An 18,105-nucleotide genomic window follows, 5' to 3' on the forward strand; every position below is an offset into this window, starting at 1 on the left:
CTCACGCCTTGGGGTCCTTGCCGGACGTGGCGTCGGCCTCCTGCTCGGCGGGCTGCGGCGTCTCTGCCGGCGCGGCCGCGTCACCGGCCGGGGCGACGACGGTTTCGGGCAGGTCGGGCTTTGGCAGATCGCCCTTCACCGGCGGCGGCTCCTTAAGCAGCATCCGCAGGATCGACACCAGCTCGTCACGCAGCGCGCGCCGGTCGGTGACGCGGTCCAGCATCCCGTGATCCAGCAGGTATTCCGCGCGCTGGAACCCCTCGGGCAGTTTCTCGCGGATGGTCTGCTCGATCACGCGGGGCCCGGCGAAACAGATCAGCGCGTTGGGTTCGGCGATATGAACGTCGCCCAGCATCGCGTAGCTTGCCGTCACGCCGCCCGTGGTCGGATGGGTCAGCACGACGATATAGGGCAGGTTCGCCTCTTTGAGCATCTCGATGGCGACGGTCGTGCGCGGCATCTGCATCAGGCTCAGGATGCCCTCCTGCATCCGCGCCCCGCCTGCGGCCGAGAACAGCACCAGCGGACGCCCGAGCGTCACCGCGCGTTCCGCCGCGGCGATGATCGCGTTGCCCACATACATGCCCATGGACCCGCCCATGAAACTGAAGTCCTGCGCCGCCGCGACGATGGGGGTGCGGCCGATCTCGCCCTCGGCGACGAGCATCGCCTCCTTCTCGGCGGTGGATCGCTGGGCGGCCTTCAGCCGGTCGGGATAGCGCTTCTGGTCGCGGAAGTGCAGCGGATCCGCGATCGGGGTCGGTACCTTGACCTCGGAGAAGACACCGCCGTCGAAGAGCGCCGCGAAGCGCTTGCGCGGCGTGATGCCCATGTGATGCCCGCAATTGGTGCAGACATTCAGGTTTTCCGTCAGCTCACGGTGAAACAGCATCGTCCCGCAGCCGTCGCACTTGGACCAAAGGTTCTCGGGCATCTCGCGGCGCGAGAAGAGAGAGTTGATCCGGGGCCGGACGTAGTTGGAAATCCAGTTCATGCGGGCCTCGCCAAGCGGTGACGCCCCGACAGATAAGCCCCGCCCGGCGGAAATGCAATCAGCGGCGGACGAGGCGGCGGCAGGCCAGCCAGGCGAGGATCATCACCGCCGCGTCGAACAGGTAGATCGGCCGCGTGAAGTCGATCTCGTCGGCCGAGAAGCCCGTGACGTAGAGGCTGAGACCGGTGATCGTGCCGTCTACCGAAACGATGAGCAGCGCCAGCACGTTGTTGGCCATGTGGAATCCCATCGCCGCGCCGATACTGCCGGTCCGGGTCGTCAGATCGGCGGCGATCAGGCCGAACACCGTCGCCGCCACGACCAGAACCCAGGCCACGCCCCCCTCGCCGTTGTAATGCGCGATGCCGAACAGAAGCGCGGGCAGAAAGAACCAGAAGAAAGGCGCGCGGAACCGCGCGGCCAGCTGGGTCTGCAGATAGCCGCGGAAGAACATCTCCTCGGCACCGATCTGCAGCAGCACCAGCCCCAGCGCCGGCAGGATCCAGACCAGCCAGCGGTCGAGCGGCTGGTTGGGCACCGGGTTTCCGAACACGAGGTAAAGCATCCCGGAGCCGCCGATGAGCACCGTCACCGCCCCGAAACACCGGAAGAAGTCGCGCCAGAACAGCCCTGCATCCGTCCCGAAGAGCGTTCTGGCCGGGCGCTTGTGCAGCACGCGCGCCGCCACCACGGCGCCGAGCGCCATGCCCCCGAACGACGCTAGCAAGAGCGCCGTCTGCGCCGCGCTGCCCGTGCCGCGAAAGCCCTCGACGATCCACGGGATCGCGCCGGGCCCGCCGATCAGCCGCGCGGCGATCACCTCGCCCGCGACGAAGAGCGCGTAGACGAAGACCGCCAGCACGATGCCGAGGATCAGCCGCCAGAGCGCGGGGCGATGGCGGGCGGGCGCCACCATCTCGGAAAAGGCATCGGTCCAGAATCGCGACATCGGCGTCTCCCTCTCTGCACAAGAGGCTAGCCCGCGCCCCTGCCGCGGCAAACGCGCTTGTGCTGAACCCTCCGCTCGCCTATTCCGGAAGGCGACCGACGACAAGGGAGGCCGCCATGCTCAAGCGCCGTTTCGACAAGTCCAGACTGCCCAGCCGACACGTGACCGAGGGCCCGCAGCGGGCGCCGCACCGGTCCTATTACTACGCGATGGGGCTATCGGAAGAAGAGATCGCGCAGCCCTTCGTGGGCGTGGCCACCTGCTGGAACGAGGCCGCGCCCTGCAACATCGCGCTGAGCCGCCAGGCGCAGGCCGTCAAGCTGGGCGTCCGCGCGGCCGACGGCACGCCGCGCGAGTTCACGACGATCACCGTGACCGACGGGATCGCCATGGGCCACGAGGGCATGCGCTCCTCGCTGGCCTCGCGCGAGGCCATCGCCGACACGGTGGAGCTGACGATGCGCGGGCATTGCTACGACGCGCTGGTGGGCCTCGCCGGCTGCGACAAGTCCCTGCCGGGGATGATGATGGCCATGGTCCGTCTGAACGTGCCGTCGGTCTTCATCTATGGCGGCTCGATCCTGCCGGGCAAGGCACCCCAGATCGACGAGATCCCGGAAGATTTCCGCACCCGCGACCTGACCGTGCAGGACATGTTCGAGGCCGTCGGCCGGCACCAGAACAACGAGCTGTCGGACAAGGCGCTCGACGCGCTGGAGCGGGTCGCCTGCCCGTCCGCCGGGGCCTGCGGCGGCCAGTTCACCGCCAACACCATGGCCTGCGTGTCCGAGGCGATCGGCCTTGCGCTGATGAACAGCTCGGGCATGCCGGCACCCTACGAGTCCCGCGACCAGTATGCCGAGGCCTCCGGCGCCGCGGTCATGGAGCTGCTGGAAAAGAACATCCGCGCCCGCGACGTGGTGACCCGCCAATCGCTCGAGAACGCCGCCCGCGTCGTGGCCTGCACCGGCGGCTCGACCAATGCCGGCCTGCACCTGCCGGCCATCGCCCACGAGGCGGGGATCGAGTTCTACCTCGACGATGTCTGCGAGATCTTCCGCGACACGCCCTACTTCGTCGATCTCAAGCCGGGCGGCCAGTTCGTCGCCAAGGATCTCTTCGACGCGGGCGGGATCCCCGTGGTGATGAAGGAGCTGCGCAAGGCCGGGCTGATCCACGAGGATTGCATCACCGCGAGCGGCAACTCCATCGGCGAGGAACTCGACAAGATCGACCGCGAGGCCGATGGCCGCGTGATCTACCCGATCGAGACCCCGCTCACCAAGACCGGCGGCGTCGTCGGCCTGAAGGGCAATCTCGCCCCCGAGGGCGCCATCGTTAAGGTCGCGGGCATCGCCGCGGAGAACCAGGTCTTCACCGGCGCGGCCCGCGTCTTCGAGAGCGAGGAAGACGCCTTCGCCGCCGTGAAGGCGCGCGAATACGAGGAAGGCGAGGTGATCGTCATCCGCAACGAGGGCCCCGCCGGCGGCCCCGGCATGCGCGAGATGCTGGCGACCACCGCCGCGCTGTCCGGCCAGGGCATGGGCAAGAAGGTGGCGCTGATCACCGATGGGCGCTTTTCCGGCGCGACGCGCGGTTTCTGCGTCGGCCATGTCGGCCCCGAGGCGGCGCAGGGCGGGCCCATCGCGCTGCTGAAGAATGGCGACATGATCACGATCGACGCGGTCAGCGGCGCGCTGTCGGTCGACCTGTCGGACGCGGAACTGGCCGAGCGGCGCGCGGCCTGGGCCGGCCCGCGTGAGACCAACTACGCCTCCGGCGCGGTATGGAAATTCGCCAAGCTGGTGGGCCCGACCTACAAGGGCGCCGTCACCCATCCCGGCGCCGACGCGGAGACCCATGTCTACATGGATCTCTGAGCGACGCCTGCCGACGCTCCTCCTCTGTCTCGGGCTGGCCGCGTGCGTGCCGGGCGGCCCCTTCGCCACCGCCCGGGACAGCACCACGCTGACGGTCGGCGGCAACGCCGTCACCGTGGCCGGGCCCGGGGGCTTCTGCATCGACCCGGGCGCCACCCGCGAGACGGCGGAGAGCGGCTTCACGCTCTTCGGGAACTGCGCCACCATCGCGGGGCGGGCCGACTTGCCCCAGCCCGATCTGCGCGCGGTGCTGACGGCCACGGTGTCGGGGGGCGCGGGCGCGGCCACCATTGCCGGATCCATCGACGCGCTGGACGGCTATTTCCGGTCGACCGCCGGGCGCCGGGCGCTCAGCCGCACGGGCGACCCCGCCACGGTCGAGGTGCTGGAGACCTTCCAGAACGAAGCCGTGTTCTACATTCACGCCCGCGATGCCAGCCCCGGCTTCGCGCCCGGCATGTCGCCCGATTACTGGCGGGCCTATTTCGATCTCGCGGGGCGGATCGTCGCGGTGTCCGCCATCGGTTTCGACGCGGCGCCGCTGTCACGGGCCCAGAGCCTGGCCGCCCTGCGCGCTTTCGCCGCCCGCATTCGCGCGGCCAATGCCCCGGAGGCGGCGGCCGCCACGGGGCCCCGCCCCGCAGCCCCGGTTTAGGCCAAGAGTAAGGTTCCCCGCGTACGAGTTTACCCATGTCCGATCGTCCAAAACCTGCGAAACCTGTTCCATGCCGGCGCGTATGACCCCGGGCCGCGCCCACCTCTGGGCCCGCTACGCCACGCGCCGCAGGGCGCGGCGGTTGCAGGCCCAGCACGCCGCCCCGGCCGATTGCGACGGGCTGCCGGTTCCGCCCGGCAGCCTCTGGGGATGGCGTCCGGAGGCCTGGCGCACCCGGCTGGCGGCCCCGGCCGCGCCCGCCAGTGGCACATCGGTCGCGGCGGACATGGTTCTGTTTCACGACGGGGACAGCGCCGCGCTCGTCCTCGACCAGGCGGCCGGGCAGGGCCCGCCCCCCCACGGGGTCGGGATCGCGGCCACCGGCTTCCGCGGGTCGTTCCTATCGCTAGCGATCACGCTGCCGGGGGCCGGCCACCGGGCGATCGCGCGCGACCAGCTTCTCCGCTGCGACGTCGAGATAGCCGGCGATGCGGCCGCGCAGATCTACGCGCGGCTCAACGTTCAGAACGGGCCGGACCGCGTCGAGGCGATCCGCCATGTTCCGACCGCCCGCGGGTCGCTCGCCGTGACCTTCGACCTGGCCTGCATGGATTTCAGCCCGGTGCGGGTGGAACGGATCTGGCTCGACCTGATCTTCAACGATCTCGGCACCGGGCGCGTCCTGATCGGTGATCTCCTCCTGTCGCGGCAGCGCCGCGCCGCGCTCTGATCGGCTGACGCCGCGTTGCGCGTGACAGGGCGGCCCCGCGCCGTCATGCTGGCGCCGATCTGCCCCGGAGGAGCCCCATGACCGACGCGCCCTATCCGCATCTTCTCTCGCCTCTGGATCTCGGCCACGTGACCCTTCGCAACCGGGTTCTCATGGGCTCGATGCATACCGGCCTCGAAGAGACCAGGGACTGGGGCCGCGTGGCGGAATTCTACGCCGCACGGGCGCGCGGGGGCGTGGCGCTGATGGTCACCGGGGGCATGGCGCCGAATCCCGAAGGCGGCGTCTTTCCCGGTGCGGCCGGGCTCTATACCGCCGGGGACATCGCCAATCACCGCGCGGTCACCGACCGTGTCCACGACGCCGGGGGCCGCATCGCGATGCAGATCCTCCATGCCGGGCGCTACGCCTACGGCCCGGACTGCGTCGCCCCGAGCCCGCTCAAGTCGCCGATCTCGCCCTTCCGCCCGACGGCGCTGGACGAGGACGGTATCGAGAAACAGATCGCGGATATCGCCACCGCGGCGGCGCGGGCCCGCGAGGCAGGCTATGACGGCGTCGAGGTCATGGGATCCGAGGGCTATTTCCTCAACCAGTTCCTCGTCACCCACACAAACAAGCGCCGCGACCGCTGGGGCGGATCCTACGAGAATCGCATGCGCCTGCCGCTCGAGGTGGTGCGCCGGGTACGCGCCGCGGTGGGCGACGACTTCATCCTGATCTACCGGCTTTCGATGATCGACCTGGTGCCCGACGGCTCCACCTGGGACGAGGTCGTGACCCTGGCGCAGGCGGTGGAGAGAGCCGGCGCCAGCATCATCAATACCGGGATCGGCTGGCACGAGGCCCGCGTGCCCACCATCGCCACCAGCGTGCCGCGCGCCGGTTTCGCCTGGGTGACGAAGAAGCTGATGGGAGAGGTGGACATCCCCGTCATTACCTCGAACCGGATCAATACCCCCGAGATCGCCGAGGGCCTGCTGGCCGACGGCTGTGCCGACATGGTGTCGATGGCCCGCCCGTTCCTGGCCGATCCGGATTTCGTGGCCAAGGCCGCGGCCGGGCGGGCCGACGAGATTGCCCCCTGCATCGCCTGCAACCAGGCCTGTCTCGACCATACCTTTTCGGGGAAGATCTCCACCTGCCTGGTCAATCCGCGCGCCTGCCACGAAACGGAACTCGCCTACAGCCCGGCGCCGGCACCCCGGACCGTGGCCGTGGTCGGCGCGGGGCCGGCCGGGCTGATGGCGGCGCTGGTGGCCGCCGAGCGCGGGCACCGCGTGACGCTCTTCGACAAGGCCGACACGCTCGGCGGTCAGCTGAACATGGCCCGCCTGATCCCCGGCAAGGAGGAATTCGACGGCTTCGTCGCCTGGTTCAGAACCATGGTGGACCGCGCCGGGATCGACACGCGGCTCGGCACCGCGCCGGGGGCCGACGACCTGACCGGCTTCGACGCGGTGATCGTCGCCACCGGGGTGATGCCCCGCGACCCGGGCATCCCCGGACAGGACGGCCCCAACGTGCTCAGCTATGTCGACGTGCTGAAGGGCGGCGCCCCGGTCGGCGATCGGGTCGCCATCGTGGGCGCGGGCGGTATCGGGTTCGACGTGGCGGAATTCCTCGTCACGGGCGGGGACAGCCCCACCGTCCACCCGGCGGAGTGGCGGCGGGAATGGGGCGTCGGGGATCCTTCGGAGACCCGCGGCGGCCTGGCGCCGGAAGGCCCCCGCCCGGCGCCCGCGACCCGGCAGGTCGTGCTCTTGCAGCGCAAGGCGGAGAAACCGGGCCGGCGGCTCGGCAAGACCACGGGATGGATCCATCGCGCGGCGCTCAGGATGAAAGGCGTCGAGATGATCGGCGGCGTCAATTACGAGCGGATCGACGCCGACGGGGTTCACGTCTCCTTCGGCGCGGAGCGCGGCGACCCGCGCCTGATCCCGGCGGACACCGTCGTGCTCTGCGCCGGGCAGGAGCCGGAGCGCGGCCTCGCCGACGACCTGGCCGCGCGCGGCGTGACCGCGCATGTGATCGGCGGCGCCGACGTCGCCGCGGAGCTTGACGCCAAGCGGGCCATCGACCAGGGCGCGCGGCTGGCCGCGACGCTCTAGGCGGCGAACGAAAACGGCCCGCACAAGGCGGGCCGCTTCCTGTCACGGGTATCGCGCGCGGATCAGGCGAACCACCAGCGCTCGGCCATTCTGGCGTTGTCCATCTGCCAGAGATTGCCGATCGTCTCGGGGGTCTGAACCTTGTTGTTCACAGCCTGGACCCAGTTGGCGAACATCGGGATCACGACGCCACCGTCATCGCGCAGGATCTGCTGCATCTCGGTGTACATCTCGCGTCGCTTGGCGCTATCGAGTTCGGCCCGCGCCTCGAGCAGAAGATTCTGGAACCGGTCGCTGTCTTCGCGCCCCCATTGCGTGTCGTTCCACGGCACGCCTTCCTCGTAGGCCGACGAGAACATCCAGTCCTCGGTGGCCCGCCCAGACCAGTAGCAGGCGCACCAGGGCTTCTTCAGCCAGACATTCGACCAGTAGCCGTCGGCAGGCTCCTGCACCACGTTGATGTTTATGCCGGCGGCCTTCGCCGATGCCTGATAAAGCTGGGCCGCGTCCACGGCCCCCTGGAACGCCGCCTCGGAAGCCGAGAGATCGATGTCAAGGCTGTCGAGCCCGGCCTCCTTGAGATGGAACTTGGCGCGGTCGGGATCGTAGCTCAGCTGTTCCAGGTCATCTGCGAAATACTGGTTTGCCGGACCGATCGGCGTGTCATTCGCGACCCGGCCGTGACCCAGCAGGATCTTGTCCACCATCTCCTGGCGGTTAATCGCGTATTTCAGCGCCTTGCGCACATTGACGTCGTCGAATGGCGCAACGTTGGTGAGCATGGGAAAGGTAAAGTGCTGATTACCCGTCACTTCCTGGATCTGGACCGTCGGGCTCGCGCGCAGAAGTGACTCCGTCTTGAAATCAACTCGACTGATCGCGTCGACCTGACCGGTCAGAAGCGCATTCATCCGTGCGGTATTGTCATTGATCGCGATGAATTCGAGCTCGTCGAACCAGCCGGCTTCGCCATCCTTGTAATGACCGTCGACGCGCGTCGCGACCATTCGGACACCCGGCTCGAAGGTTTGCGCACGATAGAGACCGGTGCCGATCCCGTTGGCGATGGCCTCCTCGATCTGACCTGCAGGATAGATCAGAAGATGGTAATCGGACATCAGATACGCGAAATCTGCATTTCCGGAATCCAGCGTGAACTGAACCTGGTAGTCCCCGAGCTTCTTCATCTCCTGGACGGCCGCAATGATGGGCTTGGCCGCCGATTTCGATCCCTCGGCGACATGGAGTTGCATCGACTCGATCACATCGTCGGCACCGAACGCCTTGCCGTTGTGGAACGTCACGCCCCGGCGCAGGTTGAAGGTCCAGACCTTGGCGTCCGGCGTCGCCTCCCAGCTCTCGGCGAGTTCGCCGACAAGGGAGCCGTCGGCCGCGACTTCGGTCAGATTGTCGAAAACGGCGCCGTGGCCCGATGCCTGCATGAAGATGTCGGAATGGGTGCGCCCGTCCCAGCTGTCCGAGCTGTTGGCTCCAGACAGGCCCACGCGAAGCCGGCCCCCACGTTTGGCCTGTGCGCGCACGGGCAGTCCACTTGCGGCCAGGACGCCGGCGGCGGCACCGGCCTTGAGTACGCCTCGTCTCGAAAAGTCGATTGGCATGGTCATCTCCTGTTGGGTCTTCGGATTTTGGTGTCCCGGGATCGTGCCCGGGTCGGTTCCGGGATGTCCCTCATCCCGTTATCGCTCATATTTTTTCGGAGGCGGCATCCCCGATGTTCTCGACGCCGCGCTCGCGCAGCAGGTTCGTCAGCCAGTCCGGATCCATCTCGGGCACGGAACTGAGCAGCAGGTCCGTGTAGGGATGGTGCGGTGGCTTGAACATGTCTCGCTTCACTCCCTGCTCGACCACTTCGCCATTCTTCATCACCACCACCTCGTCGGCAATGGCCCGCACGGTGGCGAGATCATGGGTGATGAACATGTAGCTGAGCCCAAGCTCGTCCTGCAGCCGCGCCAGCAGCTTCAGGATACCCTCGGCCACGAGCTGGTCGAGCGCGCTCGTCACCTCGTCGCAGATGATGAAGCTCGGCTCCGCCGCAAGCGCCCGGGCGATGCCCACGCGCTGCTTCTGCCCGCCGGACAGCTCCGAGGGCAGGCGGTCGCGGAACTCTGCCGGGTCAAGCTCGATCTGCTCCAGAAGATCGTCCACCCGGCGGCGCTTGTCGCGGCCCCGGAGCCCCATGTAGAACTCGACCGGGCGGCCGATGATCTCGGCGATGGTCTTGCGCGGGTTCAGCGCCGTGTCGGCCATCTGGTAGATCATCTGGGCCTGGCGGAGCTGCATCTTGGACCGTTTTCGGTAATCGAGCGGCAGCGCCTCGCCGTCGAACTCGATCACCCCCTCGAAGGGTGGCAGCAGCCCCGTGATGCAGCGCGCCATGGTCGACTTGCCCGACCCGGATTCGCCCACCACCGCCACGGTGCGGCCGCGGTGGATGTCGAAACTGACGTCGTGCAGCACGGGTTGGGTACCGTAGGCCGCGCTGACCCCGCGCACGCTGACCACCGGCACGGCATCGGTTTCCGGCGCCGGCTTCTCGGGCCGCTTGAAGCTGCGCACCGCCCAGAGGGACTTGGTGTAGTCCTCGCTCGGATGCGAGAGCATCCGGCGCGTCTCGGCCTCCTCGACCTCGTCGCCGCGCAGCAGCACCTTGATGCGGTCCGCCATCTGCGCGACCACCGCCAGGTCGTGCGTGATGTAGATCGCCGCCGTGTCGTACTGGTCGACGATGTCGCGGATCGCGGCCAGCACCTCGATCTGGGTGGTCACGTCCAGCGCCGTCGTCGGCTCGTCGAAAATGATCAGGTCGGGCCGGCAGGACATCGCCATCGCCGTCATCGCCCGCTGGAGCTGCCCGCCAGAGACCTGGTGCGGGTAGCGGAAGCCGATCTCCTCGGGATTGGGCAGGCGCAGCTGCTCGTAAAGCCGCACCGCGTCCTTCTCGGACTCGGCCTTCGACATCACCCCGTGCTGCACCGGCGCCTCGGTATGCTGATCGATCAGCCGGTGCGCGGGGTTGAAGCTGGCCGCGGCCGACTGGGCGACATAGGCGATGCGCTTGCCCAGGAGGTGCCGCTTGGCCGAGGCCGAGGCCTGGAGCAGCTCGATCCCGTCGAAGGCCACCGACCCGCCCGAGATCCGCACCCCGTCGCGGGTGAAGCCCATCGCGGCCAGGCCCAGCGTGGACTTGCCGGCGCCCGACTCGCCGATCAGGCCCAGCACCTCGCCCTTGCGCAGGTCGAGATCCACGCCCTTGATGATCGGCGTCCATGTCTCGTCGCTGCGCCCCTCGATATGCAGGTCGCGGATCTGGACGAGAAGGTCACGTGTGCTCATCGCCTCAATCCTTCAGGCCCGAGGACTGATACAGCATCCAGTCCACGACGAAATTCACCGCCACGGTCAAGAGCGCGATCGCGCCGGCCGCCATCAGCGGCAGGGCCGCGGTCAGCGGGCTGACGCCGGCAAAATTGATGAACTGGCTGAGATCGCGCACCATCGTGCCCCAGTCCGCCAGCGGCGGCTGGATCCCGACGCCGAGGAACGACAGCGCGGCGATGGTCAGGAAGACGAAGCAGAAGCGCAGCCCGAATTCCGCCAGCAGCGGCGCATAGGCGTTCGGCAGGATCTCGCGGAAGATCAGGTAGGTCAGCGTCTCGCCCCGAAGCTTCGCCGCCTCGATATAGTCCATCACCACGATATTCGCGCCCACCGCCCGGGACAGCCGGAACACACGGGTGGAATCGAGCACCGCGATGATGACGATCATGTAGACCGTCAGCAGCCATTTCTCGGACCCGGCCCAGGCCGACGCGATGGTCATCAGCAAGAGCGCGAAGATCAGCGACGGGATCGCCATCAGCACGTCCACGCCGCGGCTGAGCAGCTGGTCGAGCCAGCCCCCGAGCGTCGCCGCGAGAAAGCCGAGACTGGCCCCAAGCAGGAACGCCAGGCAGGTGGTGACGAAGGCGATGCCGACGGTGTTCTGCGCGCCGTAGATCAGCCGGCTCAGCAGGTCCCGGCCGATCTGGTCCGTGCCGAGCAGGAACCGCGGATCGCCACCGGTCTCGGGATTGCCGCCCGGCAGGACGTTGACCCGCTCGAAGACCTGTTCCTGGCCGAAGGGCGCCAGCACGTCGGCGAAGATCGCCACCACGGCATAGACCAGGATCACGAGGATACCGAACGCCGCCGTCAGCGGCATCTTGCGGAACAGCTTGCGGGTGCCCGGTGTGCCGACATGCCGCCCGAGCAGCCGGAAAGCCCAGCCCGCCGCCGCGAAGAACAGGAAGCCCTGCACGGCCCAGCGGAAGAAGACGACCCGGTCGACGAAGTAGAGCTGCACCGTCCAGTAAAGCGCCGCCGCCGCGAGCAGGAAGCCGAAGGCGACCGCGTAACTCATGTCGCGGAAATAGGGGCGGGTGCGCGGGTGCGGCAGCTGCTGGCCGGCCCAGCGAAAGACCCAGGCGCCCCCGAAAAGGATCGCGGCCCAGAGCGCGATATGGAGCCAGACGCTCATTTCGGATGCCTCAGCCGCGGGTTGGACAGGATCGACAGGATGTCGGCCAGCAGGTTCAGCAGGATATAGGCGGCCGCGAAGATCAGGCAGCAGGCCTGCACCACGGGAATGTCGCGGATCTTCACGCTATCGACGAAGAGCTGCCCGATGCCGGGATAGACGAAGACCACCTCGACCACGACCACCCCGGTGATCAGGTAGGCGAGGTTCAGCGCGATGACGTTGATGATCGGCGCCAGCGCGTTGGGCAGCGCGTGCTTGACGATCACCCGCAGCGGCGAAATGCCCTTGAGCCGCGCCATCTCGATATAGGGGCTGGCGAGCAGGTTGATGATCGCGGCCCGCGTCATCCGCATCATGTGCGCCGTGACCACCAGGGTCAGGGTCAGCGCCGGCAGCAGCGTGCGCTCCAGCCGTTCGCCGAAGGACATGTCCGCGTAGATGTTCGACAGCGACGGCAGCATCGGGTTCAGCACCGCGAGGAACAGGATCAGGATATAGGCGAGGAAGAATTCCGGGCTCGAGATCGAGGTCAGCGTCCCGATATTGGCCGCGCGGTCGAAGATCGAGTTGCGGAAGAGCGCCGCCAGAACCCCCAGGATCAGCGAGAACGGCACCGCGATGGCGGCCGTCACCCCGGCCAGGAAAAGGGTGTTCTCGAAGCGCGGCGCGACCTGTGCCGCCACGCTGCCAAGCCCGCTTCCGGTTTCCGCCCCGGTGAAACTGCGGAAGTTCGCGGCGGCGAAGCTGGTGCCGAAATCGCCCTGCAGCACCCCGCCCAGCCAGTCGAAATACCGCGTGATCGGCGGCTTATCGAGACCGAGATCGCGGCGGATGGCCTCCACCGCTTCCGGCGTCGCCCCCTGCCCGAGAATGGCCTGCGCGAAGTCGCCCGGCAGCATGTTCACCGCGGCGAAGATGATGACTGAGACGAAGAACAGCGTGACCAGACCGAGTCCCAGGCGCTGCGCGATGATACGGGCTACGGATTGCACCCGTGCTCCCCCGGTTGTTTGTGTCGTTTTCAGACACGTTAACGGCTGAAAACGACATGTCAAACAGCCAAGAGGGTCGGGGCCGCTTTACCCGGCCGAAAGGCTTACCCGCATGCGATCCATCACCCGCAAGAGCTCGCCGCTGATCCCCGGCTCGGACAGGGCGTGTCCGGCGGTGGGCACCATGCGCAGGTCGGATTTCGGCCAGCGCCGGGACAGCTTCCGCGCAGAGGCCGGCGGGCAGATCATGTCGTAGCGGCCCTGCACGACGACCCCGGGAATATGGGCGATCCGATCCATGTTCGCCAGGATCTGGCCGTCCCGTTCCAGGAAGCCGGCATTGTGGAAATAGTGGTTCTCGAGCCGCGCGAAGGCGCGCGCGTAATCGGCCGGGCTCTCGCCCGGGTGGCGGTCCTGTTCGAGCGCGGCCAGCGCGTTTTCCCAGGCGACCCAGGCGCGCGCGCAGCGCGTCTGCTCGGCCATGTCGTCCCCGAAAAGCCGCGCGTGATAGGCGGCGATGGGCGCGTCGCGCTCGGCCTCGGGCAGGGGCGCGAGGAACTTGTCCCATTCCTCGGGCCAGAAGAGCGCGGCGCCGCCGCCGTAGAACCAGTCAAGCTCGGCCCGGGTCATCAGGAAGACGCCCCGCAGGATCAGCGCCGTGGCGCGCTCCGGATGGGTCTGCGCGTAGATCAGCGCCAGCGTGGCCCCCCAGGACCCGCCGAAAACCGCCCAGCGGTCGATCCCGAGCGTCTCGCGGATGCGTTCGATATCGGCGACGAGATGCCAGGTCGTGTTCGCCTCGACGCTGGCATGGGGCCGCGAGCGGCCACAGCCCCGCTGGTCGAAGAGCACCACGCGATAGCTCGCCGGATCGAAGTAGCGCCGCATCGCCGGGCTGCAGCCGCCGCCCGGCCCGCCATGCAGCACGACCACCGGGATCCCGGTGGGATTGCCGCATTGCTCGACATAGACGCGGTGTCCGTCACCCACGTCCAGCACGCGCTGGTCGAAGGGGGCCACCTGCCGGTAGAGGGTCGGCACTGTGCGCATTTTGCTTACGGACTTTTCCATGAACGGCCTATATAGAGCGGGGACGCCACCAGCCACCTTTGCAACTCGCGTTGGAGATGTCCATGCAGTCCGCCAGCACGATCGATCCCGCCGAAGTCGCCAAGTTCGAGGCCATGGCGGCCGAGTGGTGGGACCCGAACGGCAAGTTCAAGCCGCTGCACATGCTCAACCCCTGCCGCCTCGACTACATCGTCGGCCAGATCGCCGCCGAATTCGACCGCGACCCGACCGCAGAGGCGCCCTTCGCCGGGCTCCGGCTGCTGGATATCGGCTGCGGCGGCGGGCTGCTGTCCGAACCGATGGCGCGCCTCGGCGCGGCGGTGGTCGGCGCGGACGCGGCCGCGCGCAACATTCCCGTGGCCGAGCTTCACGCGCGACAGGCGGGGCTCGAGATCGACTACCGCCACACCAGCGCCGAGGCCCTGGCCGCCGCGGGCGAGACCTTCGACGTCGTGCTCAACATGGAAGTGGTCGAACACGTGGCCGACCCGCTCTCCTATCTCACGGCCTGCCAGCAGCTGCTGAACCCCGGCGGGCTGATGGTCTGCTCGACCATCAACCGCAATGCCAAGAGCTTCGCCATGGCCATTGTGGGGGCGGAATACGTCATGCGCTGGCTGCCGAAAGGCACGCATGAATGGTCCAAGTTCATCACCCCCGACGAGCTTTATGCGCTCCTGCGCGAGGCCGGTCTGGAGCCTGTCGACCGCAAGGGGTTCGTCTTCAACCCGGTCAGCTGGTCCTGGGGCCTCTCCGCCCGCGACCTGTCGGTGAACTACGTGACCGCCAGCGTGAAGCGCGCCTGACCGCAGCTCGGCCGCCCAAGCTCGGCATCGGCCGGGCCCTGCCCGGCCTTTCCCGGCAGAAAGAACGGGCCCCGCGGCCGCGCAGCGGGTGCGGGGTGAGGAAAGGCGCGGCGCCGGAGGCGCCTCCGCAGGGTTCCCGCCTCAGCCGTCGTCTTCCAGCCGGTTGCGCAGCTCGCGCAGCACCGGCAGCGCCGCGCGCACCTTCTCGGCGCCGATCGCGCGCACCACGTCGTGCAGGATCGGGCCGATGGCCGCGATCGCCGCGTCGCGGGCCGACCGCCCGGCCGGGCTGATCGAGACGAGCTTGCGGCGCGCGTCGTCCCAGTCGGGCCGGATATGGACGTATCCGGCCACCTCGAGCTTGTGCAGCGTGTTGGTCATCGCCCCGCGGGTCAGGTGAAAGCTGCGCGCCAGCTGCGCCGGGGTGCGTTCGGCGTTGAGCCGGGCGAGGTGGTTCAGCACCGAGAAATGGCTGAGTTCCATCCCCTTGGGCAGCGCCCGCGAGATCCGGTTGCGCGCCAGCTGGTCGGCCATGAAGATCTCGCCGAAAAGCGCGACGGCCAGGGGATCGTTCGGTTCACTCATGGCGCGCCATCATAGGGCCGGTCATGGCCGATCGCGGGCACGCGCCGGCGCGCCCGGTCCACCGCGTCCATGTCGAGATCGACGAGGGTCACGTCGGGCGCCGTGCCGCCATCGGCCAGCACCTCGCCCCAGGGCCCCACCGCCAGGCTGTGCCCATGGGTTTCCCGGGCCTTGCCGCGGCTGGCCGCGTGCTGCCCGGTCTGCGCCGGGGCCAGGACGAAACAGCCGGTCTCGATGGCGCGGGCCCGCAACAGCGTTTCCCAATGCGCCGCACCCGTCACCGGCGAGAAGGCCGCGGGCACCGACAGGATGCGGGCGCCGGCCTTGGCGAGATCGCGGTAGAGATGTGGAAAACGCATGTCGTAGCAGACGGTCATCCCCAGCCCGCCCCAGGGCGTTTCGGCCAGAACCATACGGTCGCCGGGGCGGAAACCGCTCGATTCCCGGTAGGACTCGGTCTCGGAGATGTCCACGTCGAACATGTGGATCTTGTCGTAGCGCGCCGCGATCTCTCCCCCGGGTGTCACGAGAAGGCTGCGATTCGCAAACCGGCCCTCGGGGTCATCGGTCCGCAGCGCCAGCGACCCGATCAGCAGCCAGACCTCCAGCTCCGCCGCGACGGTGCGGAGCCGGGCCAGCGTCGGATCGTCCGCTTCATGGTGAAGATGGGCCCGCTGATGGGTTCGGCTCGTGGAGACGATGTTCGTCACCTCGGGCGTCAGCACCAGCTCGGCACCGGCGGCCGCGGCCTCGCGCACCCGCGCCTCCGTCACCGGCAGGTTCTCGTCCGGCAGATCCGAGGCCGTGAGCTGGACGAGACCGGCGCGCATGGGTCAGCCCGCCTTCAGCATCGGGTCGAGCTTGCCGGCACGTTCCAGCGCGTAAAGCTCGTCGCAGCCGCCCACATGGGCGCCGTCGATGAAGATCTGCGGCACGGTGTAACCGCCACCCGCGCGTTTCACCATCTCGGCGCGCCGCTCGGGATCGCGGCCGACGTCGATCTCGGCGAAGCCGACGCCCTTCTTTTTCAGAAGCCGCTTGGCGGCGATGCAGAACCCGCAGAAGCGGGTCGTGTAAATCTCGACCTGTGACATCCGGTTACCCTTTCCTCGGGGGACTATAGGGATTTAGGTAACCTTCGCAACGCGCGCCAGAACCGCGACATCGACGCGCGCCCCGCCGGCGGCCAGCACGGCCTCGGCCGCCGCGGCCAGCGTGGCCCCGCTTGTCATCACGTCATCGACCAGCAGGACGGGCCGCCCTTCCGCCTGCGCCCCGTGGCGCGGATGCGGCCGCAGGCAGCCTGAAAGCGCCGCGTGACGCGCGTCGCGGCCCAGCCCGTCCAGCATCGGCGTCGGCCGTGACCGCACCAGCAAGTCCGGGCAGACGGCACAGCCCGTCTCGCGCCCAAGCGCGACGGCAAGCAGCGCCGCCTGGTTGTAGCGCCGCGCGAAGAGCCGCCGCCAGTGCAGCGGGACCGGCACGATCAGCGTGTCGGGCGACAGCAGCGGCGCGGCCGCCCTTGCCATCCATGCCCCGGCCGGGCGCGCGAGATCGGTCCGGTCGCCGTGCTTCAGCCCGAGAACGAGCCGGCGCGCCGTGCCCTCGTAGCGCAGGGCCGCGCGCCCGCGCGCCCAGGGCCGGGGCGCCGCGAGACAGTCGTCGCAATGGAGGCTGGCCGGATCCTCGTCCGGCCCGGCCGCGGCGGCCAGCGGCTGGCCGCACATGTCGCACCCCGCACCCGACAGGAAGGCCATGTCCCGCCAGCAGGTCCCGCAGAGGCCGAACTCCGTCTCGACCGGGGCGGCACAGCCGAGGCATTGCGGCGGGTAGAGCAAACGGAGGGCGGATTGCAATCTCACGCGAAGGTCCTAGGTTGCGCCCATCTTGGTGGAGACCGCCCGATGCAGACACCGACACGCCTGACAGACCGCACCGCGCTGGCGCGTTTCCGCGCCCGGGCCCGGCGCGACCCGAACTCTGCACTCTTCCTGCACGATCGAGCGGCCTCCGAACTGCATGAAAGACTGGCCGAGGTTAAAAGGTCGTTTAGCGCGCCCGCCATCGTCACGGGCTTCCCCGAAGCCTGGGCCGGGGTTCTGCCGGGCGCGACCGTCGTTCCGGATGCCGAGACGCTGGACCTGCAGCCGGGGCGGCACGATCTCGTCGTGCATGCGCTGGCGCTCCACTGGGCCGACGACCCGGTCGGCCAGCTCGTGCAGTGCCGCCGGGCGCTGCAGGCGGACGGGCTGTTCATGGCCATGCTTTTCGGCGGCCAGACGCTGGCGGAACTGCGCGCCGCGCTGGCCGAGGCCGAATCGCGCCTGACCGGCGGGCTCAGCCCCCGCGTGCTGCCGATGGGCGAGATCCGCGACCTGGGCGCGCTGTTGCAGCGGGCCGGGTTCGCGCTGCCCGTCGCCGACTCGGCCCCGCTGACCGTGCGCTATGAAAGCGCCTTTCACCTGATGCGCGATCTGCGCGCCATGGGCGAGACCAACGCGCTGGCCCAGCGCCACCGCGCACCGGCCCGCCGCGCCCTTTTCACCGAGGCCGCGCGCATCTATGCCGCGCATCACGCCGGGGCCGACGGGCGCGTCCCCGCCACGTTCGAAACCGTCTGGCTGACCGGCTGGGCGCCGCACGAGTCGCAGCAGAAACCCCAGCGGCCGGGCTCCGCCACGGCCCGCCTGGCGGATGCGCTCGGCACCGAGGAATACGATCCGACCGCGACTCCGCGGCGTCTTGACCGTGACGGGTCATGAGCTAGGACAACGCCGGATGCCACAGGC

Annotated in this window: 17 protein-coding genes; 6 read left to right on the forward strand and 11 right to left on the reverse strand. The window is 68.8% G+C overall.

Annotation, left to right across the window (positions count from 1 at the left end):
- Nucleotide 1 precedes the first annotated feature (1 nt).
- The gene (gene accD / locus ACQ5SP_RS10880; protein ID WP_430938392.1) at nt 2-994 is read right to left on the reverse strand and encodes an acetyl-CoA carboxylase, carboxyltransferase subunit beta; all 993 of its coding nucleotides are present in this window, start codon (nt 992-994) and stop codon (nt 2-4) included.
- A 58-nt stretch (nt 995-1,052) separates the two neighbouring features.
- On the reverse strand, nt 1,053-1,943 hold the full coding sequence (locus tag ACQ5SP_RS10885; RefSeq protein ID WP_430938393.1) for a lysostaphin resistance A-like protein: 891 nt from the start codon (nt 1,941-1,943) through the stop codon (nt 1,053-1,055).
- A 116-nt stretch (nt 1,944-2,059) separates the two neighbouring features.
- On the opposite strand from ACQ5SP_RS10885, the gene ilvD reads away from it, so the two are divergent.
- The 4 genes from ilvD (at nt 2,060) to ACQ5SP_RS10905 (ending at nt 7,319) form a co-directional block, all read left to right on the forward strand.
- Nucleotides 2,060-3,823, forward strand: coding sequence for a dihydroxy-acid dehydratase (gene ilvD, locus ACQ5SP_RS10890; protein ID WP_430938394.1), 1,764 nt, complete (start codon nt 2,060-2,062; stop codon nt 3,821-3,823).
- Nucleotides 3,804-4,478, forward strand: coding sequence for a hypothetical protein (locus tag ACQ5SP_RS10895; RefSeq protein ID WP_430938395.1), 675 nt, complete (start codon nt 3,804-3,806; stop codon nt 4,476-4,478). The genes ilvD and ACQ5SP_RS10895 overlap by 20 nt, the downstream gene beginning before the upstream one ends.
- Nucleotides 4,479-4,548: 70 nt before the next feature.
- Nucleotides 4,549-5,208, forward strand: coding sequence for a DUF6478 family protein (locus ACQ5SP_RS10900; RefSeq protein ID WP_430938396.1), 660 nt, complete (start codon nt 4,549-4,551; stop codon nt 5,206-5,208).
- A 77-nt stretch (nt 5,209-5,285) separates the two neighbouring features.
- Nucleotides 5,286-7,319: an FAD-dependent oxidoreductase gene (locus ACQ5SP_RS10905; protein ID WP_430938397.1), complete on the forward strand. Its 2,034-nt coding sequence runs from the start codon at nt 5,286-5,288 to the stop codon at nt 7,317-7,319.
- 62 nt (nt 7,320-7,381) lie between these two features.
- Here the strand turns inward: ACQ5SP_RS10905 and ACQ5SP_RS10910 are convergent, their stop codons facing one another.
- The 5 genes from ACQ5SP_RS10910 to pip form a co-directional block, all read right to left on the reverse strand.
- A complete protein-coding gene (locus ACQ5SP_RS10910; protein WP_430938398.1) occupies nt 7,382-8,938 on the reverse strand; it encodes an ABC transporter substrate-binding protein in 1,557 nt (518 codons plus the stop codon).
- 85 nt (nt 8,939-9,023) lie between these two features.
- Nucleotides 9,024-10,676 carry an ABC transporter ATP-binding protein gene (locus ACQ5SP_RS10915; RefSeq protein WP_430938399.1) on the reverse strand — a complete coding sequence of 551 codons (1,653 nt, stop codon included), beginning with the start codon at nt 10,674-10,676 and terminating at the stop codon, nt 9,024-9,026.
- 4 nt (nt 10,677-10,680) lie between these two features.
- Nucleotides 10,681-11,859, reverse strand: a complete 1,179-nt coding sequence (locus ACQ5SP_RS10920; protein WP_430938400.1) for an ABC transporter permease — start codon at nt 11,857-11,859, stop codon at nt 10,681-10,683.
- Nucleotides 11,856-12,854, reverse strand: a complete 999-nt coding sequence (locus ACQ5SP_RS10925) for an ABC transporter permease (protein WP_430938401.1) — start codon at nt 12,852-12,854, stop codon at nt 11,856-11,858. Before ACQ5SP_RS10925 ends, ACQ5SP_RS10920 begins: the two co-directional genes overlap by 4 nt.
- Nucleotides 12,855-12,941: 87 nt before the next feature.
- The gene (gene pip / locus ACQ5SP_RS10930) at nt 12,942-13,925 is read right to left on the reverse strand and encodes a prolyl aminopeptidase (protein ID WP_430938402.1); all 984 of its coding nucleotides are present in this window, start codon (nt 13,923-13,925) and stop codon (nt 12,942-12,944) included.
- Between the two features lie 62 nt (nt 13,926-13,987).
- Here pip and ubiG point away from each other — a divergent pair, with 62 nt between their 5' ends.
- Complete coding sequence (gene ubiG / locus ACQ5SP_RS10935; protein WP_430938403.1) at nt 13,988-14,731, forward strand: bifunctional 2-polyprenyl-6-hydroxyphenol methylase/3-demethylubiquinol 3-O-methyltransferase UbiG; 744 nt, start codon at nt 13,988-13,990, stop codon at nt 14,729-14,731.
- 141 nt (nt 14,732-14,872) lie between these two features.
- Here the strand turns inward: ubiG and ACQ5SP_RS10940 are convergent, their stop codons facing one another.
- The 4 genes from ACQ5SP_RS10940 to ACQ5SP_RS10955 are packed head-to-tail and all read right to left on the reverse strand — an operon-like array spanning nt 14,873 to nt 17,178.
- The gene (locus ACQ5SP_RS10940) at nt 14,873-15,316 is read right to left on the reverse strand and encodes a MarR family winged helix-turn-helix transcriptional regulator (RefSeq protein WP_430938404.1); all 444 of its coding nucleotides are present in this window, start codon (nt 15,314-15,316) and stop codon (nt 14,873-14,875) included.
- Complete coding sequence (locus ACQ5SP_RS10945; protein WP_430938405.1) at nt 15,313-16,146, reverse strand: carbon-nitrogen hydrolase family protein; 834 nt, start codon at nt 16,144-16,146, stop codon at nt 15,313-15,315. Before ACQ5SP_RS10945 ends, ACQ5SP_RS10940 begins: the two co-directional genes overlap by 4 nt.
- A 3-nt stretch (nt 16,147-16,149) precedes the next feature.
- Complete coding sequence (grxC, locus tag ACQ5SP_RS10950) at nt 16,150-16,410, reverse strand: glutaredoxin 3 (RefSeq protein WP_430938406.1); 261 nt, start codon at nt 16,408-16,410, stop codon at nt 16,150-16,152.
- 33 nt (nt 16,411-16,443) lie between these two features.
- Nucleotides 16,444-17,178, reverse strand: a complete 735-nt coding sequence (locus ACQ5SP_RS10955) for a double zinc ribbon domain-containing protein (protein ID WP_430938407.1) — start codon at nt 17,176-17,178, stop codon at nt 16,444-16,446.
- A 42-nt stretch (nt 17,179-17,220) separates the two neighbouring features.
- Between ACQ5SP_RS10955 and ACQ5SP_RS10960 the strand changes: the two genes are divergently transcribed.
- Complete coding sequence (locus ACQ5SP_RS10960; protein WP_430938408.1) at nt 17,221-18,078, forward strand: methyltransferase domain-containing protein; 858 nt, start codon at nt 17,221-17,223, stop codon at nt 18,076-18,078.
- The last annotated feature ends 27 nt before the right edge of the window (nt 18,079-18,105 follow it).

This window comes from Rhodovulum sp. YNF3179, assembly GCF_050586465.1.
Lineage (GTDB): Bacteria > Pseudomonadota > Alphaproteobacteria > Rhodobacterales > Rhodobacteraceae > CAJXYS01.